Origin of the sequence: Aeromonas sp. Y318-3, from assembly GCF_027706185.1 — a bacterium.
Classification (GTDB): Bacteria; Pseudomonadota; Gammaproteobacteria; order Enterobacterales; family Aeromonadaceae; genus Aeromonas; species Aeromonas veronii.
The window spans coordinates 23,281-47,340 of record NZ_JAPDCN010000007.1; the positions used below are offsets into that span (position 1 = coordinate 23,281).

The 24,060-nt window shown below is 59.3% G+C and carries 21 protein-coding genes, 2 tRNA genes and 1 pseudogene; 13 read left to right on the forward strand and 11 right to left on the reverse strand.

All coding sequences use genetic code 11. From position 1 onward, the window contains the following. Window positions 1–108: 108 nt before the first annotated feature. Complete coding sequence (locus OKB77_RS11190; protein WP_005353868.1) at window positions 109–1,023, reverse strand: LysR family transcriptional regulator; 915 nt, start codon at window positions 1,021–1,023, stop codon at window positions 109–111. Between the two features lie 170 nt (window positions 1,024–1,193). On the opposite strand from OKB77_RS11190, the gene OKB77_RS11195 reads away from it, so the two are divergent. From OKB77_RS11195 to ygjK, 4 genes are all read left to right on the forward strand, one after another. Next, window positions 1,194–2,450, forward strand: coding sequence for an adenylosuccinate synthetase (locus OKB77_RS11195; RefSeq protein WP_005347796.1), 1,257 nt, complete (start codon window positions 1,194–1,196; stop codon window positions 2,448–2,450). A 196-nt stretch (window positions 2,451–2,646) separates the two neighbouring features. Further along, the gene (locus OKB77_RS11200; RefSeq protein ID WP_005353872.1) at window positions 2,647–3,183 is read left to right on the forward strand and encodes a YbhB/YbcL family Raf kinase inhibitor-like protein; all 537 of its coding nucleotides are present in this window, start codon (window positions 2,647–2,649) and stop codon (window positions 3,181–3,183) included. A gap of 11 nt (window positions 3,184–3,194) precedes the next feature. After that, the gene (locus OKB77_RS11205) at window positions 3,195–3,995 is read left to right on the forward strand and encodes a helix-turn-helix transcriptional regulator (RefSeq protein WP_270817636.1); all 801 of its coding nucleotides are present in this window, start codon (window positions 3,195–3,197) and stop codon (window positions 3,993–3,995) included. 195 nt (window positions 3,996–4,190) lie between these two features. Then, window positions 4,191–6,671: an alpha-glucosidase gene (ygjK, locus tag OKB77_RS11210; RefSeq protein ID WP_270817637.1), complete on the forward strand. Its 2,481-nt coding sequence runs from the start codon at window positions 4,191–4,193 to the stop codon at window positions 6,669–6,671. Between the two features lie 100 nt (window positions 6,672–6,771). Here the strand turns inward: ygjK and OKB77_RS11215 are convergent, their stop codons facing one another. The 3 genes from OKB77_RS11215 to OKB77_RS11225 form a co-directional block, all read right to left on the reverse strand. After that, window positions 6,772–7,323 carry a hemerythrin domain-containing protein gene (locus OKB77_RS11215; RefSeq protein ID WP_005353878.1) on the reverse strand — a complete coding sequence of 184 codons (552 nt, stop codon included), beginning with the start codon at window positions 7,321–7,323 and terminating at the stop codon, window positions 6,772–6,774. 70 nt (window positions 7,324–7,393) lie between these two features. Further along, entirely contained in the window at window positions 7,394–8,071 is a 678-nt protein-coding gene (ung, locus tag OKB77_RS11220; RefSeq protein WP_005353881.1) for a uracil-DNA glycosylase, read from the reverse strand. A gap of 69 nt (window positions 8,072–8,140) precedes the next feature. After that, window positions 8,141–8,881 carry a substrate-binding periplasmic protein gene (locus OKB77_RS11225; protein ID WP_058055670.1) on the reverse strand — a complete coding sequence of 247 codons (741 nt, stop codon included), beginning with the start codon at window positions 8,879–8,881 and terminating at the stop codon, window positions 8,141–8,143. 368 nt (window positions 8,882–9,249) lie between these two features. Between OKB77_RS11225 and grcA the strand changes: the two genes are divergently transcribed. Further along, window positions 9,250–9,630, forward strand: a complete 381-nt coding sequence (gene grcA / locus OKB77_RS11230) for an autonomous glycyl radical cofactor GrcA (RefSeq protein WP_005334936.1) — start codon at window positions 9,250–9,252, stop codon at window positions 9,628–9,630. A 116-nt stretch (window positions 9,631–9,746) separates the two neighbouring features. Here the strand turns inward: grcA and OKB77_RS11235 are convergent, their stop codons facing one another. From OKB77_RS11235 to hemA, 7 genes are all read right to left on the reverse strand, one after another. Beyond that, window positions 9,747–11,027: a dicarboxylate/amino acid:cation symporter gene (locus OKB77_RS11235; protein ID WP_270817638.1), complete on the reverse strand. Its 1,281-nt coding sequence runs from the start codon at window positions 11,025–11,027 to the stop codon at window positions 9,747–9,749. A 301-nt stretch (window positions 11,028–11,328) separates the two neighbouring features. Further along, window positions 11,329–12,183, reverse strand: coding sequence for a 3-deoxy-8-phosphooctulonate synthase (kdsA, locus tag OKB77_RS11240; RefSeq protein ID WP_005334937.1), 855 nt, complete (start codon window positions 12,181–12,183; stop codon window positions 11,329–11,331). A 97-nt stretch (window positions 12,184–12,280) separates the two neighbouring features. Further along, window positions 12,281–13,081 carry a SirB1 family protein gene (locus tag OKB77_RS11245; RefSeq protein ID WP_005334938.1) on the reverse strand — a complete coding sequence of 267 codons (801 nt, stop codon included), beginning with the start codon at window positions 13,079–13,081 and terminating at the stop codon, window positions 12,281–12,283. Between the two features lie 12 nt (window positions 13,082–13,093). Continuing rightward, on the reverse strand, window positions 13,094–13,477 hold the full coding sequence (locus tag OKB77_RS11250; protein WP_270817639.1) for a SirB2 family protein: 384 nt from the start codon (window positions 13,475–13,477) through the stop codon (window positions 13,094–13,096). Window positions 13,478–13,533: 56 nt separating this feature from the next. Beyond that, window positions 13,534–14,385, reverse strand: a complete 852-nt coding sequence (gene prmC, locus OKB77_RS11255) for a peptide chain release factor N(5)-glutamine methyltransferase (RefSeq protein ID WP_270817640.1) — start codon at window positions 14,383–14,385, stop codon at window positions 13,534–13,536. Between the two features lie 61 nt (window positions 14,386–14,446). After that, window positions 14,447–15,535, reverse strand: a complete 1,089-nt coding sequence (gene prfA / locus OKB77_RS11260) for a peptide chain release factor 1 (RefSeq protein ID WP_270817642.1) — start codon at window positions 15,533–15,535, stop codon at window positions 14,447–14,449. 51 nt (window positions 15,536–15,586) lie between these two features. Then, entirely contained in the window at window positions 15,587–16,846 is a 1,260-nt protein-coding gene (gene hemA, locus OKB77_RS11265) for a glutamyl-tRNA reductase (RefSeq protein ID WP_005362209.1), read from the reverse strand. A gap of 126 nt (window positions 16,847–16,972) precedes the next feature. Here hemA and lolB point away from each other — a divergent pair, with 126 nt between their 5' ends. The 8 genes and pseudogenes from lolB (at window position 16,973) to OKB77_RS11305 (ending at window position 24,059) form a co-directional block, all read left to right on the forward strand. Beyond that, entirely contained in the window at window positions 16,973–17,551 is a 579-nt protein-coding gene (lolB, locus tag OKB77_RS11270; protein ID WP_005353907.1) for a lipoprotein insertase outer membrane protein LolB, read from the forward strand. Continuing rightward, window positions 17,551–18,421, forward strand: a pseudogene (ispE, locus tag OKB77_RS11275) (4-(cytidine 5'-diphospho)-2-C-methyl-D-erythritol kinase). Before lolB ends, ispE begins: the two are co-directional and overlap by 1 nt. Further along, window positions 18,401–18,475: transfer RNA gene (locus OKB77_RS11280), tRNA-Gln, on the forward strand. Before ispE ends, OKB77_RS11280 begins: the two are co-directional and overlap by 21 nt. Before the next feature lie 197 nt (window positions 18,476–18,672). Next, window positions 18,673–19,620, forward strand: a complete 948-nt coding sequence (locus tag OKB77_RS11285) for a ribose-phosphate pyrophosphokinase (RefSeq protein WP_005343846.1) — start codon at window positions 18,673–18,675, stop codon at window positions 19,618–19,620. Between the two features lie 116 nt (window positions 19,621–19,736). After that, on the forward strand, window positions 19,737–21,725 hold the full coding sequence (locus OKB77_RS11290; protein ID WP_270817643.1) for a bifunctional metallophosphatase/5'-nucleotidase: 1,989 nt from the start codon (window positions 19,737–19,739) through the stop codon (window positions 21,723–21,725). A gap of 218 nt (window positions 21,726–21,943) precedes the next feature. Then, the gene (pth, locus tag OKB77_RS11295) at window positions 21,944–22,540 is read left to right on the forward strand and encodes an aminoacyl-tRNA hydrolase (protein WP_005334960.1); all 597 of its coding nucleotides are present in this window, start codon (window positions 21,944–21,946) and stop codon (window positions 22,538–22,540) included. A gap of 116 nt (window positions 22,541–22,656) precedes the next feature. Then, window positions 22,657–23,748, forward strand: coding sequence for a redox-regulated ATPase YchF (gene ychF / locus OKB77_RS11300; RefSeq protein ID WP_005353921.1), 1,092 nt, complete (start codon window positions 22,657–22,659; stop codon window positions 23,746–23,748). Between the two features lie 234 nt (window positions 23,749–23,982). Then, window positions 23,983–24,059: transfer RNA gene (locus OKB77_RS11305), tRNA-Met, on the forward strand. The last annotated feature ends 1 nt before the right edge of the window (window position 24,060 follow it).

Genomic DNA, 24,060 nt, shown 5'->3' on the forward strand with positions numbered 1-24,060 from the left:
CAAACGCATCAGGGCAGCCTCGGCTGCCCTGATTGTTTACGCGCGTTCGATAGTGACAATTGATGGCGGCTTAGTCACCCCGATAGGCCTGCTCACCTTGCCGCCCCGCTACGGCTCCATCACCCGGGTCAGATAGGGGTTGGGCTTCTGGATCTCCTCCTCCACCCAGTGCAGCAACTGCTTGATGGCCCGCGACAACACCTGATTCTGGCGCACCACGTAGCCCAGACTGGTACCGGGAAAGTCGCCGAGGCTGGTGACCGGCGCGGTGAGGTTGAGGCGCGGATGCAGGGAGAAGTCCGGCACGATGGCGACACCAAAGCCCGCCTCGGCCCAATCGAGCTGGGCGTCCACGCTGCCTACCTCCATGATGCGGCAGGGGGGCAAGGCCAGCAGCGGCAGGGACGGGTCGATCAGCGCCCGGGTGCGGGTGTCGTGACCGAGCAGGATCAGGGTCGGCTCGTCGAGGGGATCGCTCTCCCCCGCCACCGCCCGCGCCTGCCAGCGGGCAAGGCCGTGGCCCAGGGCGCACCAGGTTACCTGTTGCAGCTCGGTATAGAAGAGCGGTTCGCTGCGCTTTTGCGCCATGACAAAACCCAGATCCGCCTTGCCCGCCTTGACCAGCTCGGCGGCCTGATCCGAAGTGGTGTTGAACAGAGTGAGGTCGATGCCGGGGAACTCCCGCTTGAAGCGCTGGAACGGCTGGATAAGCAGCAGGCGGGAGATAATGTCGCTGGCGGCGATGGCCAGCGTCCCCTGACTCAGCTGGTTGAGGGCATTGAGATCGGACTGGCAGAGCTGCAACTCGGCGATGGTGCGCTCGGCGCTTTGCAGTAGCCGCTCCCCCGCCTGCGTCAGGCGAAACGGACTGCGCTCGATCAGCCGCACCCGGGTCGCCTGCTCCAGCCGTTTGATATGCAGGCTGACATTGGGTTGGGTCATGTGCAGCTCGGTGGCGGTCTGACCAAAATGTTGCAATCGGGCCAGAGTGACAAAGGTTTGCAGCCAGTGAATATCCAGCATAAGAGTCCCTCAACCCGCGAGGTGCGGGGCTTGTCAGGCAAAATCGAGCAGTTTGCCGCTTAATTGGCCATAATTATATGGTTCTCTTATCGGAATTATAAAGATAATTAATTTTTCTAATCCGCATCAGGCTCCTAGGATGGACGCCTAACGTCTTAGGAGAAAGAGTCATGTCGTCTATCGTAGTCGTAGGTGCTAACTGGGGTGATGAAGGCAAAGGCCGCATCGTGGATTATCTGGCAGGTCAAGCTGGCGCCAGCATTCGCTTCCAGGGCGGCAACAACGCTGGCCACACCGTGGTCAACGACCTTGGCACCTTCAAGCTGCACCAGGTTCCGAGTGGCGTATTCAACCCGGATTGCCTGGTTGTCCTCGGCCCGGGCATGGTGATCAGCCCCGAGAAACTGACCGTCGAGCTCGAGGAAGTCAAAGCCTCCGGCGTGACTCCGAAGCTGGCCATCTCTGACCGCGCAACCCTGTGCCTGCCGCTGCACGCACTGGAAGATACCCTTGAAGAGCAACGTCTGGGTGACGGCGCCTATGGCTCCACCCGTCAGGGCATCGCTCCTGCCTACGGCGATCGCGTGATGAAGAAAGCGATCCTGGTTGGCTGGCTGAAACAGCCGGACGTGCTGGTCGAGCGCATCCAGTTCATGCTGGACTGGAAACTACCGCAGATGAAGGCTATCTACCCCTCCTTCGAATTCACCCAGACTGCCCAGGAAATGGCCGACTGGCTGCTGGAAGTCTCTGCACCGTGGATCGACGCCGTGTGCAACGTCAGCATGCCGCTGAAAGCGCTGCAGGCAGAAGGCAAGACCCTGCTGTTCGAAGCGCAGTTGGGCGCTGGCCGTGACCTGATCTACGGCGAATACCCCTGGGTAACCTCCTCCCACGTATCCGGCGCCTACGCCGGTATCGGTGGCGGTCTGCCGGGTCTGCGCCCGGAGCGCGTCATCGCTGTGGCCAAGGCATTCAGCTCCTCTGTCGGTACCGGCACTCTGCTGACCGCCATGGAGAACCAGGACGAGTTCCGCAAGATCACCAACGAGTTCGGTGCCACCACCGGCCGTCCCCGTGATGTCGGTTACTTCGACGCGGTCGCCACCAAGAACGGTGTCGAGCTGCAAGCCGCCACCGAAGTGGCCCTGACCAAGCTGGACTGCCTGACCGGTCTGCCGGATCTGAAGATCTGCGTGGCCTACGAAGGTGCCCACACCGAGAACCCGATTTGGCCGCAAACTGCCGCCCTGAAGCCGGTTTACGAGCAGATGGAAAGCTGGAGCGAAGACATCACCGGCTGCCGCACCTTCGAAGAGCTGCCGCGCGCTGCCCAGCAGTACGTGCTGCGTATCGAAGAGCTGCTCGGCGTACCGGTTCCGATGGTTTCCGTCGGCCCGGGCCGTGACGAGATGATCCTGCGCTAAGCCGCACTTCTCATCGTCAAACAAAAAACCGGCATCCCTGATGCCGGTTTTTTTATGGCTGCCGTTTACCTTCTTGCCATAAAAACACCAAAAGGCTCAATTAACTCACTAATCGACCTCACTTTGAGTCGTTCTGCAACAAAATCCTGTCCCACCCTCGCTAAAGTGAACCCGTTACTACACGAGGAGTCACCCGATGAAATTGCTCAAACAGAGTGCCCTGTTGCCACTGCTCTGCCTGACGGCCATGCCAGCCTTTGCCATGACCCTGAAGAGCACGGACATTCACGAAGGCCAGTTGATGGACAAACAGTTCAGCTTCAACGGCTTTGGCTGCAGCGGCGACAACCACTCGCCCCAACTTAGCTGGCAGGATCTGCCGGCAGGCACCAAGAGTGTTGCCATCACCGCCTATGACCCCGATGCCCCTACCGGCAGCGGTTGGTGGCACTGGCTGGTGGTTAACCTGCCTGCCACCCAGAGCGAGCTGGCCAGCAATGCCTCCGGCAAGCTCAAGCAGGGATTGGAGATCCGCACCGACTTTGGCAGCCAGGGTTACGGCGGCCCCTGCCCGCCCGCAGGTCACGGCATGCACCGCTATCAGTTCACCGCCTGGGCCCTGCCCCATGATCTCGAGGTGAAGGCTGATACCCCGCCCGCTATGGTAGGCTACATGCTCAACAGCATGGCGCTCGGCAAAGCCACCCTGACCGCCACCTTCGTCACCCCCTAGGAGCCAACCGGATGAGCACTCCCCTGCTGCAACAGAGCCACTATCTCGGGATCCGCCAGCAGCCCCTGCACCGGGTGCTCATCTACGCCCCGACCCTCATCTGGGTCACCCAGGGGAGCAAGCAACTGTGGTGGCGCGAGCGACGTCTGTCGTTTGACAGGGAGCGGTGGCTGCTGATCCCGGCAGGCCACCTGCTCACTTTCGTCAATCAGCCGGAGCAGGGCAAGTTTCGCTCCCACGCCATCACGCTGCTCACCCCGCCGCCACCAGAATGGCTGGCCGAGTCAGCCCCTTTCCACGCCGATCTGGAGGAACCCGCCGTCAAAGTCACCCCCGGGCTCGCCTTCTGCTTTGAACTCATCAGCACCATGGCCGAACGGGGACTGAGCGAAGCGACCCAGGCCGAACTGCTGCGCGGCTTCTATGCCGAACTGCGGGCCGCCAACGCCCTCGGATTGCTCTTTCCCGCCAGCACCATGACCCTCGCAGAGCGGCTGGCACGCTACCTGGCGGTGGAACCCGGAATCGACCACACCCTGGAGGCGGTGGCCCCCCACTTCTCCATGAGCCGCGCCTCCATGGTGCGCAAGCTGGCCGCCGAAGGTCGCAGCTTTCGCCAGTTGCTGGCTCAGGTGCGCATGAGCCACGCCCTCAACCTGTTGCAACAGGGCCTGACCCCGCTGGAGGTCGCCCTCGCCTGCGGTTATGACTCCCCCAGCCGCTTTGCCGCCCGCTTCAAACAGGAGTTCGGCCTGACGCCTCACCAATACCTGCACACCTGCCCTGCCAGATTGGCGAGCAACGACAAGTAAAACATTACTTAAAACCAATCTAATGTAACCTGATGTAACCCGGTGATCTCGCTCACATTGCCGCCTCTTCAGAGTGTGATCTCGCGCCAGCGCCCCCTTTCTCCTTGCCATACAATGGCTACCGAACACCTTTTCACTAAAAATAAGCGTAAAAAATCTTCCTTTTAACCTACATAAACGGAATTGGAGCGAGAAATGTTTCGTAAAACTTTACTCTCGGTAGCCCTAGGCACCGCCCTGTTCGGACTGACCGCCTGCAACGATAACCAGACAAAGAGCAGCACAGTCGCCAAACCGGAGCAGGCCATCCAGTACAAGGACGTGATCGACCGTCGGGGAACTCCGACCCAATTCCGCGACTTTGACAGCTACTCCAACCTCAAATACAACCCGCTGCTCGATCTGGGGGCATGGCACGGTTTCCTGCTGCCTGCCAGCGACAAGGAGTGGGGGGGCTTTACCGGCCCCATGGTCATCTCCGAGGAGTACAGCCTCTTCTTTGCCAGCGAGCTGGACAAGCTTACCCTCAGCGATGCGAGCGGCCGCCCGTTCCCGCTCACCAGCGCCCGCAAGCAGGAGGTGTACGCCATTCCCGGTGCACTGGTGCAACGCTTCGAGTTCGAGCCCTTTACGCTGGAGCTGGAGCTGCGTTATGGCGATGCCCGCACCGCTCTTATCCGCACCCGACTCATCAACCAGACCGATGCACCGCTCACCCTCAACCTCAACTGGCAGGGCGAGTTGCTCAATCAATGGGATGCCAAGGATACGATTGCCAGCAAATATCCAGGCTGGACACGCACCATCAGCGAGAGCGACAAAGGAATCGAATTCCAGTTCGGTAAACTGCGCAGCACCTGGAACATCATGCAGAGCGGCAGCGCCCGCTATCGAATCGACCGCACCCTGCCAAGCCGCACCACCCTCGACCAGAAGACACTGGGCTACCAAAGCGACGCCAGCATTACCCTGGCCGCCAAAGGGAGCGAGGATATCTACACCCTGCAGAGCTATCTCCACTCCGCAGATGACGCCAGCCGCTATCAGCAGAGCCGTCAAGCCCTGCTGGCCAACCCGGCCAGCTATTTTGCCGACTCCATCCGCCGCTGGGAGGACTACCTTGCCAAGGGTCTCTCCAATCAGGGTATCCCCGAGTCGGAGCGCCGCATCGCCGTCAAGGCGATGGAGACCCTCAATGGCAACTGGCGCTCCCCGGCTGGCGCCATCCTCCACGACGGGGTAACCCCCTCCAATACCGCCCGCTGGTTCGACGGCGTCTGGGCTTGGGACAGCTGGAAGCACGCCTATGCCATGGCGCACTTCAACCCTGAGGTGGCCAAGAACAACGTGCGCGCCATGTATGACTATCAGGTGCAGCCGGATGACCCGGTTCGACCGCAAGATGCGGGCATGGTGATCGACGCCGTCTTCTACAACAAGCTGGCGGATCGCGGTGGCGATGGCGGCAACTGGAACGAGCGCGACACCAAGCCGCCCCTCTCCGCCTGGGCTATCTGGGAAATCTACAGCGCCACCAAGGACAAGGCCTTTATCGCCGAGATGTATCCCAAGCTGCAGGCCTACCACGACTGGTGGTACCGCGCGCGGGACAATAACCGCAACGGTATCATCGAATATGGCGCCACCAAGCATGTGGAGCACAACGACGAGTACGGCAATATCACCTTCAAGGTGCAGTACTCCAACGGTATTCCCGCCGGGCTGGATCTCTCCAGCTGTACCAGTGAGGGGGATGGCTGGTATGCCTGCGCCGGTATGCCGCTCTATCAACAGGTGTTGAACGTGGGCGGTTACAGCGACATGGATATCGGTGCCCAGCACGGCGCCGGTTGGGAGTCCGGCATGGACAACGCCGCCCGCTTCGGCTTTATCGAACCGGGCCAGCTGCAACGCTATGCCGACAAGACTTATCGCGGAGATTTGGCCAAGGCACGTCAGGACTGGAACGTCGCCTTCTTTGAAAACCATCAGGACAATGGCGATTTGATCGGCTTCTCCATCGATCAGGAGTCAGTGGAGCTCAACGCCTTCCTCGCCAAGGAGAAACGCATTCTGGCAGACATGGCCGACCTGCTTGGCAAGCCGGACGACGCGAGCCGCTACCGCGATGGCGCGACCCAGCTGGCTGGTTACATCAACAGCTGCATGTTCGATGAGGCATCAGGCTTCTATTACGATCGTCAGATTGCTCAGGGGGATGTTGCTGACGGCAACGGCTGCGTCGGCAAATTGCTGACCGCCCGCGGCCGTGGCCCGGAAGGGTGGAGCCCGCTCTGGGCTGAGGTCGCCGACAAGGAGAAAGCGGCACGGGTGCGCGAGGTGATGCTCAACGCCCAGGAGTTCAACACAAAGATCCCGCTGGGCACAGCCGCACTCACCAACCCGGCCTACGACCCCAATATCTACTGGCGCGGCCGGGTATGGCTCGATCAGTTCTACTTCGGGGTGAAGGGGCTGGAGAACTACGGCTACCGCAGCGATGCCGAAGCACTGGTCAACAAACTGTTCAACAACGCAGAGGGCTTGGCGGGCAGCGGCCCCATCCGCGAAAACTACAATCCGGAGACCGGCGCCATGCAGGGGGCCAGCAACTTCAGCTGGAGCTCGGCCCACCTCTATATGCTCTATCGCAACTTCCTGAAACCACAGGCGTAAGCTTGCTCCACCATGCAAAAGGCCTCCAGATGGAGGCCTTTCTGTTTTCACTCAAGTTGCACTCACACAATCCCCGCCACACGGCAGGTACGGGCTCGTCTTAGCCGGTCGTGAGCGGTAGAGAGAGGCGTTTGGCCAGTGCCTGGAAGTGCTGGCTCACCTCAGCCCCGAACAGGGGGTCGCCAATGGCGCGGTTCTGCCAGTTTTGCTCCAGATGACGCCAGTCATCCTCGGTCAGGGAGTCACGCAGATGGGGGAAGATCACCCCCTCTTCATAGTTCATGTGTGCCTCTTGCAATTCCACGAAGCGCTCCAGCTTGGTAGTGAACTGATCGAGGGGGATCACCGCATCCATCAGGATCATCTCCACCATCTCCTTGAGATCGGCTCCGGCCTCCAGCAGCTTGACGTGCTCCTCCTGCAGGCGGTTGGCGACCTCACCCTCCACCACCCGATATTTCAGGTAGTAGTCATAGATGAGGTCTTCCTTGGGATGGTGGTACTTGTCAGAGACCTCCCGCAGGTAGTCGATGACATCGCGCACCAGAAAATAGCTGATGGGCTCTTCGGCACGGATGGCTGCCAGCTTGTGCTTGAGCAGCTCCAAAAGTCGGGCGATGTTGAGATGGTCCTTGTGCAGACTGGATAACATGGGCACTCCTTGGCTCTGAATTAATCTTATGTCCCTGAGTATACGGTCATTTGTCGCCCGAACTTTGCACTCAATCAAGTGGGATGCAGACAGATTTCCACTCTATCGGACTCTTGCCCTGTTGTTCCAGCAAGCGATTGGTCTCGCTAAAGTGACCGCAACCGATGAAACCGCGGTGGGCAGAGAGTGGGCTCGGGTGCGGCGCGGTCAGCACATAGTGGCGCTGGCGGTCGATGAAACGTCCCTTCTTCTGGGCGTGGGCCCCCCACAGCAGGAACACCACCCCCTGACAACTGGCATTGATCTGCTCGATGACCCGGTCGGTAAAGGTCTCCCATCCCAGATGGGCGTGGGAATGGGCCTGACCGGCCTGCACCGTCAGCACAGTGTTGAGCAGCAAGACACCCTGTTTGGCCCAGGATTCGAGAAAGCCGTGATTGGGTGTGACGAAACCTGGCAGGTCACGCTGCATCTCTTTATAGATGTTGACCAGTGAGGGGGGCGTACGCACGCCGGGCAGAACGGAGAAGCAGAGCCCGTGCGCCTGATTGGGGCCGTGGTAGGGATCCTGGCCCAGGATCACCACCTTGACCTGATCCAGCTCGGTCAGCTTGAAGGCATTGAACACATCGGTAGCTGGCGGGTAGATCACCTTGCCCGCTTCCCGCTCGGCTCTGACAGTTGCCAGCGTACTCTTGAAATAGTCCTGCTCTTTCTCAGAGCCAATCACATCACTCCAGGTCAGCACCCCGGCCTCCTCACTTGATACGGCGAAGGGCTCAGGATAGGGGGCCAGCCCGCAAGACGCAACCGTGGCTCACGCTTTCCAGAGCCTGGCGAGGCGTCCCGAGCGCTCCAACTTGCGCAGCCCGGTATTGAACAGCAGCATCAGACGGCGCGCCTCGGGATCGGCCTTGCGCATCAGCAAGTATCCCGGTTGCGACCAGATGGGGTCGGCGGCGCCGGTCAGTGACAGTGATTGGGGATGACGAACGAGCGCCTGCTGGAACAGAGTCTGTGCCACCTGCTCATCCATCACCAGATAGTGGATCCGCCCGTCAAGCAGCTTGCCCATGCTCTGCTCATCGGAATCTGACCACTCGAGGGTGAGCCCGGCTTGGCGAGCGGCAAAACCATCGCCATAAAAATAGCCACGGGTCACCCCGACCGGCTCGTGTTTCAGCTCACCCAGATTGACCGCGGGCGTACCGGTCAGCGTCATCAGGCGAGTGGTGAAATGGCCGAGCGAGGCGGAGAGATAGAAAAGCTGCTCCCGCTCGCGGGAGCGAAACCAGGGCATGGTGACCACATAGCGTCCCTCCAGAGTCAGTCGGTAAGCCTCGGCCCAGGAATAGAAGTGAAAGCTGACATCGAGCCCCTCTTCGGCAAAGGCCTGGCGCACCACCTCACAGAGAAAGCCCTGATTGGGCAGCGCCTCACTGATATAGGGCGGCCACTCGCCCACAGCAATACGCACCGTCTCGGCCCGTACCGCAACACTGCTTGCCCAGCAACAGAACAGGGCCAGCCATGCCCACTTTCGCCATCCATTATTCACCCGGCACTCTCCTCGCTTTTTTTGCTGAGTGTAGCCAACCCCTCAATTAACCTCAGAAAAAGCCCAAAAGATGTAGTTAAATTACTAGATTAACGAGATAAAAGATGCATAATTTGGATATCTTACAAAATCAGAAAAATGACCTATTTTTGATTCAACTCAAGAATTTAATCCCATTGAAATGGCGCTTTGTCGGATTTTCTTGATCTAGATCAATTTTGGTAATGTTACCACCGTGGTATATATGACCTCATCAAAGAAAAGGTGTAAGGCAAGGGCCCTTTAAGTCATCGCCATCGACGGTAGCTTAAATACATCAGGGTAATTTCCTTACAGTTGGATTCGCGTTCCCATTGAGGAGTCATACCATGATCAAAGGCATTCAAATCACCCAGGCCGCCAACACCGCTCTGCTGAACTCTTTCTGGCTGCTGGACGAAGAGAAGCAACAAGCTCGCTGCATCTGCGTCAAAGGCGATGCTTTCGCTGCCGATCAAGAAGTGCAACTGGCTGACCTGGGTCAGTTCGAATACCGCGAACTGCCGGTTCAGGCTGAGCCTGCTGTTGAAGGTGGCCAGCACCTGAACGTCAACGTGCTGCGTCGCGAAACTCTGGAAGATGCAATCGAAAACCCGGAGAAGTACCCGCAGCTGACCATCCGTGTATCTGGCTACGCAGTGCGTTTCAACGCCCTGACCCCGGAACAGCAGCGTGACGTGGTTACCCGTACTTTCACCCAGAGCCTGTAATCAGCGCCCTGCAGTGAAGAGCTGATACTTGCGGTATCAGCACAAAAAAACGGCCGATTGGCCGTTTTTTTATTGCCCCGCACCAGCCAACGCGGCCGTGCGGGGGGGAACAGCTCTTACGCCCTGTCCGCTTCCAGTTGCCCGACCTTGCCGCCGAGCACTGCATCTATTTTCTTCTCGTCCAGCTGCTTGCAGTATTTGGCGACCACCACGGTGGCAACCCCGTTACCGATCAGGTTGGTCAACGCCCGCGCTTCGGACATAAAACGGTCGATCCCCAGGATCAGCGCCAAACCAGCCAGTGGCAGATGGCCAACCGCCGAAATAGTCGCCGCCAGCACGATAAAGCCACTACCAGTTACCCCCGCCGCCCCTTTCGAGGAGATCAGCAGTACCACCAGCAGGGTGATCTGTTGGAACAGATCCAGCGGCGTATTGGTAGCCTGGGCGATAAAAATCGCCGCCATGGTCAGATAGATGGAGGTGCCATCCAGGTTAAAGGAGTACCCGGTCGGAATGACCAGCCCCACCACCGATTTCTGGCAACCCAGCTTCTCCATCTTGTCCAGCATCCGCGGCAGTACCGACTCGGAAGAGGAGGTCCCCAGCACGATCAGCAACTCCTCACGAATGTAGGAGATGAAACGCAGGATGCTAAAACCTGAGGCTTTAGCGATGCTGCCCAGCACAATGAAGATAAAGAAGAGGCAGGTGAGATAGAAGCAGGCAATAAGCTGGCCCAGCTGTACCAGTGAACCTACTCCATATTTGCCGATGGTAAATGCCATTGCCCCGAATGCACCGACCGGCGCCAGTCTCATTATCATATTGATAATGCCAAATATGACTTTGGAGAAACTGTCGATGACGCCGAAAATAACCTGTCCCTTTTCACCGATATGATGCAGGGAGAAGCCGAACAGCACCGCAAACAGTAACACCTGCAAGATATTACCGCTGGCAAAGGCACCGATCACACTGCCCGGAATAATATCCAGCAAAAAGGCGATAATGCCCTGGGACTTGGCCTGCTCCGCATAGGCGGAGATGGCGCTGGCATCCAGCGCAGCCGGATCGACGTTCATGCCGGCACCCGGTTGTAACAGGTTGACCACGCACAGCCCGATGATCAAGGCGATGGTGCTGACCACCTCGAAGTAGAGCAGAGCAATGGCGCCGGTCTTGCCGACTGCCTTCATGCTCTCCATCCCGGCAATGCCGGTAACCACGGTACAGAAAATAACGGGGGCAATGATCATCTTGATCAATTTGACGAAGCCATCACCGAGGGGCTTCATATCGGCGCCCAGTTCCGGATAGACATGCCCCAGAAATACCCCGAGGGTAATCGCGAGCAATACCTGAAAATAGAGGCTGCTAAATAGTTTCTTTCGCATTATTAACGTCCTGTTAATTTAATTGCACATTGTTATGGCAGCAATAAACATGCAGATAGCCGGACGAGATATCTGCGTACCTCACCCGATCCATGCTGTTTCTGCATTACTACGGGGACCACTTTACATGTAATAAAAAACAATTAAGAGACATTAATCACACAACAAAATTAACACCATTAACACCACAGAAACCAACAATTGTTTGCTCGTAGATTAATTTGAGTCTTCAACTAAATATGGCAGATATAAAAATACCCCGCATTGCGGGGCATTTTTATCAGGCATGACAGCGTCGGGATCAGGCCGAAGTATCGAGGGGTTCGAAGCCCTTGATCAGGTCATCGATGGCCTTCATCTGTTTGAGGAAGCCTTCCAGCTTCTCCAGCGGCAGGGCACTCGGGCCATCGCAGCGGGCAATTTTCGGATCCGGGTGGGATTCGATAAAGAGACCGGCCAGACCGACCGCCATGCCGGCACGTGCCAGCTCGGTCACCTGTTCGCGACGACCACCGGAGGCGGCCCCCAGCGGATCACGGCACTGCAGGGAGTGGGTCACGTCAAAGATCACCGGATAGCCGCCGGTGCTCTTCTTCATCACCCCCAGGCCCAGCATGTCCACCACCAGGTTGTCGTAGCCAAAATTGGCACCGCGCTCGCACAGGATCAGCTGATCGTTGCCGCACTCCTCGAACTTGTCGGTGATGTTCTTCATCTGACTTGGGCTGAGGAACTGCGGCTTCTTGATGTTGATAACGTTGCCGGTGCGGGCCATGGCTTCCACCAGATCGGTCTGGCGTGCCAGGAAAGCGGGCAGCTGGATAACGTCAACCACCTCGGCAACCGGCTTGGCCTGATGGGGTTCGTGCAGATCGGAGATGACCGGCATGCCGAAGGTCGCTTTCAGCTCCTGGAAAATCTTCATCCCCTCTTCCAGACCCGGACCGCGGTAAGAGTGGATGGAGGAGCGGTTGGCCTTGTCCCAGCTCGCCTTGAAGACAAACGGGATGCCCAGCTTGCTGGTCACTTCCACGTACTTCTCGCACACCGCCATCGCCATGTCGCGGGATTCCAGCACGTTCATGCCGCCAAACAGCACGAACGGTTTGTCGTTGGCTACGTCGATCTGGTTGATCTTGATATTCTTCTGTTCCATCTAAGACTTCCTTAATGAAGGGGCCTGAAGCCAAGTTACTCCGTTGCAGCCGAGCGCTGCGGCCTTGATATTCTTCTGTTTCAGTTTCAAGCCGCCCTTAATGGAGGGGCTTGGGGCTCAGATCCAGCGCGGCCAGCTGCACTTTCAGCACATCGGCCACCGGATCGTCCGGGCATTGTTCAATAAAATATTCAAAATCGTCGGCGGCCTGGCGCGGGCAATCGAGCTGCTCGTAGATAAAGCCGCGATCCCGCGTCTCCAGCGGATCGCCGGGCTTCATCCGCAGCAACAGCTCGCTGCAACGCAGCGCCTCGGGCATGCGGTCTTCCCGCAGCAGGGCACCCTTGCTGACGTTGAGCAGCCGTTCGATGATCTCCCACTGGCCGGAGGGTTGCAGGTAGTCGGGGGTCAGGGTCGCCAAGTCCCCCAACGCGCCGCGCAGCAGCAGCTCGATGCGGGCCAGGCTCAGCTCGTCGCCGGTAAAGGGGTCGACATAGACCTCCCCCTCGCCACCGGCAAAGCTCACCAGGAAGTGGCCGGGGAAGCAGATCCCCTCCACATCGAGCCCAAGCTTGCGTCCCAGCTGGATGATGAGAATACCGAGGCTGACCGGGATCCCCTTGCGCTGAACCAGCACCTGATTGAGATCGCAGTTGTTGGCAGAGAAATAATCCTGCCAGTCGCCATGAAAACCGAGGCTGTGGTAGAAGCCCTGCAGCAACTGCTGGCGCACCTCGTCGCAGGTGCCCTCTTCGATCTGCTCGTCCAGCCACTCGTCCAGCAGGTTCAACTCGCGCATCCCCTCCTCGACCGAGCCATAAATTTCGTCACTGACTGACAACGCCAGCTCGGTAATGTCGTGGGCTTCGAAATCGGTCCATTCGTCTATGTGTAACATTCTCTTCATGCCTTAGCCGAACACACTCGTCTGTTTGAGCACTGCCAACTTGGCAATAAAGTAGATCCAGCCGAGCGCCCCCAGAAAGGAGCACCAGCGCACCAGATTGCTTTTGGCCAGCCGCAGCGCCATCGCCGCCAGAAATACCAGCACCAGAATGGCCATCAGCTTCTCGCTGAGCCAGGGCGTTCCGTTATTGAGCGGGTTGAGATCCAGCACCATGCAGAGCAATACGCCGGAGAGCACCACCAGACCATTGAGCCAGCCGCTGACCTTCATCACCGGCGCGCTGTAGGCACGGCCAGTAGCGGTCTGTACCCAGTAGAAGCGGAGCATAAACATCAGCGCGGCCCCGGCAATCAGGGTGAGGTGCAGGTGTTTGAGCACAAAAACCATATTCAATCCTTGCATGGGGGCGCACAGGCAACCCGCCGTGTAACAGTGAGGAACCGTCAGCGCAGCGGGCAGAGGCCCAGCGTCACCCTGTCGTTATCCCCGTAATCACGCACCGTGGCTACCTCACGGTAGCCGCCATCACGCAGCAACTGACGCACCGCCTCCCCCTGATCCCAGCCATGCTCCAGCAGCAACCAGCCGTCAAGCAACAGATAAGCGGGAGCATGGGCCACGATGTGGCGGATATCGGCCAGCCCGGCGTCATCGGCAACCAGCGCCGAGCGGGGTTCAAAGCGCACGTCACCCTGCTCAAGATGAGGATCGGCGCCATCAATATAGGGGGGATTGGAGACAATCACCGCAAATCGTGGCGTTTCGTCGCGATCCGGCTCGCCAAGGGGCTCGAACCAGCTGCCGTCGCGCACCTCGATGGGTAACTCCAGCGCGGCGCTGTTCTCGCGAGCCAGTGCGGCAGCGTCCACCATCCGATCCACCGCCCACACATCGATTTCGGGCCGCTCGGACTTGAGCGCCAGCGCGATGGCGCCGGTGCCGGTGCCCAGATCCAGCACGGCGCACGGCCCCTGCGGGATTTTGGTCAGCGCCTGCTCGACCAGCACCTCGGTATCGGGGCGCGGGATCAGGGTCGCCGGGCTCACTTTCAGCGGCAGCGACCAGAACTCCCGCTCGCCCACCAGATGGGCGATGGGTTCGCCATTGAGACGACGGGCCAGCCACCCCTGCAGGGTGGCCTGCTGGGCGGCATCCAGCTCACGCTCGGGCCAGGTCATCAGATAGCTGCGACGACACCCGAGCAGATGGCAGAGCAGTACATCGGCATCGGCGCGGGGGGATTCTCCCCCAGCCAGCACGGTCATGATATGGGCGCGGGCCTGCTGGATCTGCATCAGTGCCACTCCACCTTATGGGCACAACACTTAATGCGAGCTTGCCGGATCACCATTTGCATCAGTTGTTCTCGGCCAGCGAGGCGAGCTGATCGGCCTGATACTCCTGCACCAGCGGTGTGATGACGCAGTCCAGATCCCCTTCCAAAATTTCGGAGAGGCGGTAGAGGGTCAGGTTGATGCGGTGCTCGGAGAGGCGGCCCTGCGGGTAGTTGTAGGTACGAATGCGCTCGGAGCGATCGCCGGAGCCCACCAGATTGCGGCGGGTGCTCTGCTCGGCGGCGCGGTGGCGCTCATCCTCGGCCGCTTGCAGGCGGGCGGAGAGCACCGACATCGCCTTGGCGCGGTTCTTGTGCTGGGAGCGCTCGTCCTGACACTCCACCACCAGCCCGGTCGGCAGGTGGGTGATACGAATGGCCGAGTCGGTCTTGTTGACGTGCTGACCACCGGCACCGGAGGCGCGGAAGGTGTCGATCTTCAAGTCGGAAGGGTTGATCTCGATCTGCTCGGCTTCCGGCACTTCCGGCAGCACGGCGACGGTACAGGCGGAGGTGTGCACCCGGCCCTGAGATTCGGTCTCCGGCACCCGCTGCACCCGGTGACCACCGGATTCAAACTTGAGACGGCCATAGACGCGCTCGCCGTCGATCTTGGCGATCACCTCCTTGTAGCCACCGTATTCACCGTCATTGCAGCTGACGATGGAGACGCGCCAGCCCTGACGCTCGGCAAACCGTGAATACATGCGGAACAGGTCACCGGCAAAGATGGCCGCTTCGTCGCCACCGGCACCGGCGCGGATCTCCAGATAGCAGTTGTTGTCATCCTTGGGATCCTTGGGCAGCAACATCAGTTGCAGCTCCTGCTCCAGCGCCTCCAGATTGGCCTTGGCGAGCGGCAGCTCCTCCTGCACCATCTCGCGCAGGTCGGCATCATCATCCTCCAGCATCATCTGGGTGGTCTCCAGATCATCCTGCGCCTGACGGTAACGCTGGAAGGCGTGAACGATATCTTCCAGCTGGGCATATTCGCGGGTCAGGGCGCGGTAGCGATCCTGATCCGAGACCACATCCGGCTCGCCGAGCATGGCCTGTACTTCTTCGTGGCGCTCGATGAGGCCTTCCAGCTTTCTGATCAGTGACGGATTCATAACTCTTGCATTCTCAATGGAGGACGGGACAACCGGCAGGTTGCCCGAAAATTATGGCTCTTGTGACAACCCCAGCGCCTGCCGCAAGCGGGAGAGCTCGCTCTGATCCCCCTGGGAGGCAGCCTGGCGCAACGCCTGGGTCGGCGCGTGGATCAATTTGTTGGTGAGGCGATGGGCCATCGCCTTGAGCGCCTGTTCGGCACTCTCGCCCTGCGCCAACGCCAGCAGGGCCCGTTGCAACTCTTCATCAGCCACTTGCTGTGACTGATGGCGGTAATCGCGAATGAGGTCGACCGAGCTCTGGCCGCGATACCAGCCCATAAACTCGTCGCGCTCTTCCTGCACGATCACTTCCGCCTGTGCGGCAGCCCGTTTACGGGTTTCGAGGTTCTGCTCAATGATCCCCTGCAAATCATCCACCGTGTAGAGATAGGCATCGGAGAGCTCATCGACTTCGGCTTCGATGTCGCGCGGCACGGCAATATCCACCAGAAACATGGGCTTGAAGCGGCGGGCCTTCAGCGCGCGCTCCACCATCCCCTTGCCGATGATGGGCAGTGGGCTGGCGGTCGAGCTGATGACAATATCCGCCTCGTGCAGATAGTCGGGGATCTCTTCGAGCGTCATCACCTGGGCGCCGAATTCGGCTGCCAGAGTCTGGGCGCGCTGCAGGGTGCGGTTCGCCACCATCATCTTGGTGACGTTCTGCTCGCGCAAATGACGGGCCACCAGTTCAATGGTCTCCCCCGCCCCGACCAGCAATACCTTGGTCTGGGAGAGATCGGAGAAGATCCGCCGACCCAGACTGACGGCGGCAAAGGCCACCGACACGGCACTGGCGCCAATCTCGGTATCGGTACGCACTCTTTTCGCCACCGAGAAGGATTTCTGGAACAGCCGCTCCAGCGCCCCCTTCACCGACTCCGCCTGCTGGGCATGAGCGTAGGATTGCTTGATCTGCCCCAGGATCTGCGGCTCCCCCAACACCAGCGAGTCAAGCCCGCACGCCACCCGCATCAGGTGGCGCACCGCCTCTTCATCGTGATGCTGATAGATGGCAGTGACCAGTTCGGCCGCGTCCAGCCCGTGGAACTGTTGAAGCCAGCGCAGCACTTGCTCCTGCCGCTCCTCCTCCAGATTGCAATAGAGTTCGGTCCGGTTGCAGGTGGAGACGATCACCGCCTCGCTGACACCGGGTTGGCTCACCAGCTCACGCAAGGCGCGATCGATGCAGTCCGGGCCAAAGGCGACCCGTTCCCGCAAGGCGACACTGGCGGTGTTGTGGTTGATTCCGAGGGCAAGCAAACTCATGAGTGGGCGACGATCATTTCATACGCTGGGTGCAAAGGCTGCCAATTGTACGAGAAAGGGTAAGTCTTTAAAAGCAATACGGCCGCCCCGTATACTGTGGCAAATTCCTCTCTCTGGAGCCGTCCCTTGCTGCTACGTATTTTTACCCTCACCTGCCTGCTGTTGCTGGCCGGTTGTGCCACCACCCAGCCCCAGCGTGACCAGGTGAACTGGAACCAGGAGCGGACCCGTCTCGAGCAACTGACCCACTGGCAGCTATCCGGCAAGATGGCCATCATCACCCCCCAACAAAAGGGCAGCGCCCGCCTCAACTGGCAGCAGGATGGCGAGGATTATCGCCTCAACCTCACCAGCCTGATTGGCACCAGCATTCTGGAGCTCTCCCGCAGCAAGGGAGAGATCACCCTGCTCGACAGCGACGGCAATCGCCACCAGAGCCAGGATGCCGAAGCGCTCATCTATCAACTGACCGGCTGGAATATTCCGGTTGCGGGATTACCGGAGTGGATCAAGGGGCTGCCGGGTCAGGCGGAGTTTGAACTCAACCCCGACAGCAGTCTGGCCAGCGTGCGCGACGGCCAGTGGCAGATCGTCTATGGCGATTATCGGGATCAGGATGGCTACCGCCTGCCGCACCAGCTGACCATGACTGGCCAGAACAGCCGCCTCAAGCTTCAGATCAACCAATGGACTCTTGCACGTTAATGGCTTCCACACGCTGGCCGGCACCGGCCAAACTCAACCTGTTTTTACACGTCAATGGCCGTCGTCCCGATGGCTATCACGAGCTGCAGACCCTGTTTATCTTCCTCAACCACAGCGACTGGCTCGAGTTCGAGGTGATACCGAATAGCGACACACTCACCCTGAGCCCGGCCATTCCCGGGGTGCCGGATGAGCAGAATCTGATTATCCGGGCGGCGCGCCTGCTGCAAGCAACCCTGCCGAGCCCGCAAGGTGCCCATATCCGGCTGGAAAAAGTGCTGCCCATGGGGGGCGGCATTGGCGGCGGTTCGTCCGATGCAGCGACCACGCTGGTGGCGCTTAACCACCTCTGGCAAGCGGGTTTGAGCGAAGATGAACTGGCAGCGCTCGGCGTCCAGCTGGGGGCCGATGTGCCGGTGTTTGTCCGTGGCAAGGCGGCCTTTGCCGAAGGAGTGGGTGAGCGGCTGCAACCGGTCGAACTGCCCGATGCTTGGTATCTGGTGCTCAAGCCCGATTGCCATGTGGCGACCGCGGCCGTATTCCAGGATCCGGAGCTGCCGAGAGCCACGCCGAAAATGTCGCTGGACAACCTGCTGGAAGGCGAGTGGAAAAACGATTGCGAATCACTGGTGAAAAAGCGCCACCCCGAGGTTGCCAATGCGCTCGGCTGGTTGCTAGAATACGCGCCGTCAAGAATGACGGGCACAGGAGCCTGCGTCTTTGCTCAATTTGAAGACGAAGTAACTGCTCGGGAAGTGTTGGCCTGCGTGCCGAAGGGACTTGATGGGTTTGTCGCCAAGGGCGAGAACATATCACCTCTCTTCTCCACATTGCAACAGTTCAAATGATTGGGGTATCGCCAAGCGGTAAGGCAGCGGGTTTTGATCTCGCCATTCCTAGGTTCGAATCCTAGTACCCCAGCCAATTCCCAAGTAGCAATGATGCGTTGTGATTAACGTGGCCGGTTTTGCACTCGGCCACGGATTCGGGTTACCGGTATCATCACATTCATTGGGCAGCAGACACCTTGTACGTTATCTTGATAAATCGTTTGCCCCAAAACGATAGGGTCTGATTTCAGACTCCCCCACATACTGGATGCAACCCCGAGGTTTCAAACCGTGCCTGACATGAAGCTGTTTGCTGGTAACGCAACGCCGGAACTAGCCCAGAAGATCGCAGATCGCCTGTTTATCAAACTCGGCAATGCTGCCGTAGGTCGCTTTAGCGACGGCGAGATCAGCGTACAGATCAATGAGAATGTACGTGGTGGCGATATCTTCATCATTCAATCCACCTGTGCCCCGACCAACGACAATTTGATGGAATTGATCGTCATGGTGGATGCTCTGCGTCGTGCTTCAGCTGGCCGTATCACTGCCGTTATCCCCTACTTTGGTTATGCCCGTCAGGACCGCCGCGTCCGCTCCGCCCGTGTCCCCATCACCGCCAAGGTTGTCGCTGACTTCCTCTCCAGCGTCGGTGTGGATCGCGTGCTGACCGTTGACCTGCATGCCGAGCAAATTCAAGGTTTCTTCGACGTTCCGGTAGACAACGTGTTCGGTAGCCCGGTGCTGCTGGAAGACATGAAGTCCAAGAACCTCGAGTCTCCTGTCGTCGTTTCCCCGGACATCGGTGGCGTCGTGCGTGCCCGCGCCATCGCCAAGCTGCTGGATGACACCGACATCGCCATCATCGACAAGCGCCGTCCCCGCCCGAACGTCTCCCAGGTCATGCACCTGATCGGTGACGTTGCCGGCCGCGACTGCATCATCGTTGATGACATGATCGACACTGGCGGCACCCTGTGCAAAGCCGCAGAGGCCCTGAAAGAGCGCGGTGCCAAGCGTGTATTCGCTTACGCAACTCACCCGGTCTTCTCCGGTTCCGCCGTCGAGAACATCAAGAACTCCGTGATCGACGAACTGATCATCACCGACTCCATCCCGCTCACTGCGGAGATGAAAGCGGTCGGCAAGGTCAAGCAGCTGACGCTGTCAACTGTACTGGCCGAAGCCATTCGTCGCATCAGCAACGAAGAGTCCATCTCTGCCATGTTTGAGCATTGATAGATTCAGCAATAACGAAAACCGCCATCAGGCGGTTTTCGTCTTTCTGGACCTTCTCTTTCCAACTTTCTGCTATCTGGTACGACCCTGCCCCCGGCAGGCTTAAGGATTTACCCATGAATTGCTTGCGTCCCCTCCTGCTCGCGACCCTCACCTCCGCCCTGTTCGCCTGTCAGCCCGCCAAAGAGAACCCGCCCTTCGTGCTGACTCTGGCTCACATGAACGACACCCACTCCCAGTTTGATCCGGTCAATGCCGAGATCAAAGGGCAGATCTTTGCCCAGCAGGGGGAGACGGACACCCTCTATACCCGCTTTGGCGGTTACCCGCGCCTGCTGACCATGGCGAAAGCCTATCAGGCCGAGGCGCTGGCCAAGAACCAGCCCTTGCTGCTGCTGCACGGCGGTGATGCCTGGCAGGGCAGCGGCTACTTCAAACTCAACGAGGGGATGGCCAACGCCGAGTTGCTGAGCCAGTTCGGCCTCGATGCCATGGCGCTGGGCAACCACGAGTTCGATCTGGATAACCAGAAGCTGGCCCGCTTCATCGAGGGGGTCAACTTCCCGGTGCTGGCCGCCAACCTCGACACCAAGGCCGATCCGGCCCTCAGCAAGGCTGACAACCTCAAGCCCTTCGTGGTCTACGCCTTTGACGGTAACCAGAAGAGCCCGGTTACCGATCTCGACAACCTGCCACAAGGCAAACAGCTGGTCGCCATCATCGGTCTGGTACTGGAAGACATGGGCAATATCGCCCCCAACGTCGGCAAGCTGCGCTTTGGCAAGGAGGTCGCCTCGGCTCAGGCCACGGTCGACATGCTGCAAGCCAAGGGGATCCACCAGATCGTGGCCCTGACCCACATCGGCAACGAGCGGGATCTGGCGCTGGCGGCCAAGGTAAACGGCCTCGATGCCATCGTCGGCGGCCACTCCCACAGCCTGCTCGGCGATTTTCGCAATATCGGCTGGGGTAAGACCGGCGATTACGCCAAGCTGGTGACCAATCCGGATGGCATCGGCAAAACCTGCGTGGTGCAGGCAGGCTCCTACGCCCAGGCCATCGGTCTGGCACAGGTAACCTTTGACAGCCAGGGTCAGGTGACCGACTGCCAGGGCCACAACAGCCTGCTGGCCAGCCGCGACTTCTTCGCCGATGCGGCGCGCAAGCAGGCGCTCGACGATGCCCGCAGCAAAGAGGCGAGCCAGTTTGTCGACAACCAGCCCAATCTGGTCACCGTGGATGAAGACCCGCGCCTGCGCGGCATCATCGACAGCCACTACAAACCGGCGCTGGAGAAAGCTTATGGCCCAGTGATCGGCACCATCCCCGAGCAGCTGCAAAATGCCCGTCGTCCCGGTGACAACGGCAGCGACAGCCACGGCTCAGATGTAGCGCCGCTGGTTGCCGAAGGGGATTTCTACTGGGCCAATACCCCAGCAGTGCAAGCCCTGACCGGCGGCCCGGTCGATTTTTCTCTGGTTGCGGTGGGCGGCGTGCGCGCCGACCTGCCTGCTGGCGAATGGCGTGAGGGGGATAGCGCCCTCACCCTGCTGCCGTTCAAGAACCAGCTCTCGGTGCTGACCCTGACCGGCGCCGAGGTACGCGCCCTCCTGACCGAGACCATCACCGCCACCCTGCCCGCCAGCGCCCATGCCGGCAAGTTCCCCTATGGCGGTCACCTGCGTTACACCTTCCAGGAGACCGACGCAGGCAAAGCGGGCACCCTGACCCAATTGCAGCGCAAGACCGCAAGCGGCGAGTGGCAAGATCTGGTGGATAGCCTGCACTATCGGGTAGTGATGAACGCCTACAGCGCCAACGGCAACGATGGCTGGCAGGCGCTGGCCAATGTCCAGCGTCAGAAGAGCGAGCGGGTCGATATCGCCAGCGTCAATGGCAAGCTGACCGCCTTCCCGGTGCTGAAGGTGGCACAAAACGGCGAACTGCTGAGTGCCGTCTATGCCCCGGGCCAGGCCCTCGATTGCAAAGCCAGCGGCGTGGATTGCGGCACCGATGCAGCCTCTTTCGTGGAGTATGTGCGCGATGCCCGCCCCTCCCTGACCGCGCTGGATGAGGAAACTGTAACCCTGCTGCGTGCCAAATAACGACGGTAGTCAACCGGGCACAATCCATCGGTAAACTGAAACGGGCCTCTTGCAAGAGGCCCGTTTGCCCACCGTTAGCCACCCATTGGCCGCAATAATGCTGCAAATCCCGCCATAACATGCGCATTGGTTGAGTGATCGCCACTCGGCGGCTAGAATATTGCGTCCTATTGCCCTGGGTAGTGTGCCCACGGCAGCTGCGAGTGAAGACATCAAGCGTGACAAGCGAAATCAAACTGATCGTCGGACTGGGCAACCCCGGCCCGGAATATGCCAAAACCCGCCACAATGCGGGCGCCTGGTATGTGGAGCAACTGGCCCGCTGGCACAATGTCAGCCTGCGTGAAGAACCCAAGTTCTTCGGCCATACTGCCCGCATCCTGGTCGAGGGGCAGGATGTGCGGCTGCTCATCCCGAACACCTATATGAACCTCTCCGGCAAGGCGGTGGCCGCACTGGCGCGTTTTTATCAGATTGAGCCGGAAGCGATGCTGGTGGCCCATGACGAACTGGATCTGCCGCCGGGCATCGCCAAGTTCAAGCAAGGTGGTGGTCACGGTGGCCATAACGGCCTCAAGGACATCATCGCCAAGATGGGCAACAACAATAACTTCTTCCGGCTGCGCCTCGGGATCGGCCATCCCGGCAGCAAAGAGCAGGTGGCTGGCTTCGTCCTGACCAAGGCCCCCAGCAGTGAACAGAACCTGATCGACGCCGCGCTGGACGAGTCTCTGCGCGCCACCGACATCCTGTTCAAACAAGATATGACCAAGGCCATGAATCGCTTGCACAGCTTCAAGGCGGAAAAGGGTTAGGTCGGTTTGACCCTGTACGGGCATTGTGCCGGTACATGAGCAACGACCAGAACAAGCATGACATGGGCCGCCTGCGGGCGATCCCCAACAGCATCCATCAAGTAAGGTAACAATCCATGGGTTTTAAATGCGGTATCGTGGGCCTGCCCAATGTAGGCAAATCCACCCTGTTCAACGCGCTGACCAAGGCCGGTATCGAAGCCGCCAACTTCCCGTTCTGCACCATCGAGCCGAACACAGGTGTGGTGCCGATGCCGGACCCGCGCCTCGATCAGCTGGCTGCCATCATCAATCCGCAGCGCGTTGTGCCGACCACCATGGAATTCGTCGACATCGCCGGTCTGGTTGCCGGTGCCTCCAAGGGTGAAGGTCTGGGTAACCAGTTCCTCGCCAACATCCGTGAAACCGAAGCGATCGGTCACGTAGTGCGCTGCTTCGACGACGAGAACATCATTCACGTTGCCGGCAAGGTCTCCCCTGCCGACGACATCGAAGTGATCAACACCGAGCTGGCCCTGTCGGATCTGGACGCCTGCGAGCGCGCCATTCACCGCCAGTCCAAGCGTGCCAAAGGCGGCGACAAGGATGCCAAGCTGGAAGTGGAAGTGCTTGAGAAGATCAAGGTCGCACTGGAAAACGGTCAGATGATCCGCGGCATGAAGCTGGATAAAGAAGAGCTGGCCGCCGTCAGCCACCTCAACTTCCTGACCCTCAAACCCACCATGTATATCGCCAACGTGGCGGAAGATGGCTTCGAGAACAATCCCTATCTGGACAAGGTGCGTGAAATCGCCGCCGCCGAGAACGCGGTCGTGGTCGTGGTCTGCTGCGCCATCGAAGCCGACATCGCCGAACTGGACGATGAAGATCGCGCCGAGTTCATGGCTGACTTGGGCATCGAAGAGCCGGGCCTGAACCGTGTTATCCGCTCCGGCTACCAGCTGCTCAACCTGCAGACCTACTTCACCGCCGGTGTGAAAGAGGTACGCGCCTGGACTATTCCGGTCGGTGCCACGGCCCCGCAAGCGGCTGGCAAGATCCACACTGACTTTGAAAAAGGCTTTATTCGCGCCCAAACCATCGCCTTTGAAGACTTTATCAACTACAAGGGTGAGCAAGGCGCCAAGGAAGCGGGCAAGATGCGCGCTGAAGGGAAAGATTACATCGTCAAAGATGGCGATATCATGAACTTCCTGTTCAACGTCTAATCCCATGACAGGCCAGCATTTGCTGGCCTGTTTTTTATCTGCCATTGCCCGGGTAATCATGGCAATGTCTTAAAAAAAACCAGATTGTTGGGCTTTTGCGCAACAGAGACCAATAACTGGTCAAACGCACTCAAATTGCGTTTTTCTGGCAAAAAAAGGGTTGACGCCCCAGAGCCAGATACGCATAATTCGGCCCGCACGGTGACGAGGTAACGACTCACCGGAAGCAAGGTTGGCTATGTAGCTCAGTTGGTTAGAGCATCGCACTCATAATGCGGGGGTCACAGGTTCGAATCCCGTCATAGCCACCAT